Here is an 881-nt window from a genome sequence, read left to right on the forward strand (position 1 = left end):
TAGAGCGTGTTGATCTTTTTGGTATAAAAAGCAAGCAGCAAATGGGGCTGTTATAATGGTTTCGCCAAAAATCAAAACAATTACCCCAAATGCCAAGACTAATGTTAACAGATGATAGCTGGAAATTGCTATCAAGGATCATGCATCTAACAGGACGTATTTATAACAAGTCCGAACATAGAATGACGCTTGAAGGAATTTTGTTCCGGATGAGAACAGGTATTCCATGGCGAGATTTACCGCGTGAATTTGGCGATTGGAACACGGTATTCAGACGCTTTAATCTATGGTCAAAGAAAGGCGTGATGACTGAAATTTTCCAGTTTCTTTCTCGCTTCAATGACCCTCAATGGCTATTTATTGATGCAAGTATTGTGAAAACCCATCAAGATGGCGCCTGTGTTAAAGCACCATGCGAGCAAGCAATAGGTAAAAGTCGAGGTGGTAACTCGACTAAAATACATTTAGCCGTAGATAGTGGTGGTCTTCCTGTTCATTTTGAATTGTCAGGGGGACAGCGCCATGACGTTAGCTACGCCGAATCATTGGTATTATCCTCACCTGAAGCAGAAGTGGTTGTAGCTGATAAAGGTTATGATAGTCAAGCCTTACGAGATTTGATTAAAAGCCGTAAAGCTCGACACGTAATACCAAGAAAAGGGAATAGCAAACAAGGTAATGACGATATTGATTGGTGTTTATATCGATACCGTCATTTAGTGGAAAATGCCTTCCTGAAAATCAAGAAATACCGAGCAGTAGCTACTCGGTATGACAAATTAGCAAGAAATTATGAAAGTCTCGTTGCTTTGGCATTTTCAATCATGTGGCTCCCTATGTGGGTCGATTGAAACATGTACAACAAAGGTCAACACGCTCTA

Annotated in this window: 1 protein-coding gene; it reads left to right on the plus strand. The window is 40.5% G+C overall.

What is annotated here, in order from left to right; all coding sequences use genetic code 11:
• The first annotated feature begins 89 nt into the window (after positions 1-89).
• Positions 90-851 (plus strand): IS5 family transposase, encoded by a 762-nt coding sequence (locus AACQ81_RS04060; RefSeq protein ID WP_237388498.1) that lies wholly within the window; start codon positions 90-92, stop codon positions 849-851.
• The last annotated feature ends 30 nt before the right edge of the window (positions 852-881 follow it).

Source organism: Xenorhabdus sp. Sc-CR9 (assembly GCF_963897815.1).
GTDB lineage: Bacteria > Pseudomonadota > Gammaproteobacteria > Enterobacterales > Enterobacteriaceae > Xenorhabdus.

What these genes read in the sequence shown, in the direction of transcription:
- AACQ81_RS04060 (WP_237388498.1), top strand. Translation starts at nt 90, where the DNA reads ATGCCAAGACTAATGTTAACAGATGATAGCTGGAAATTGCTATCAAGG.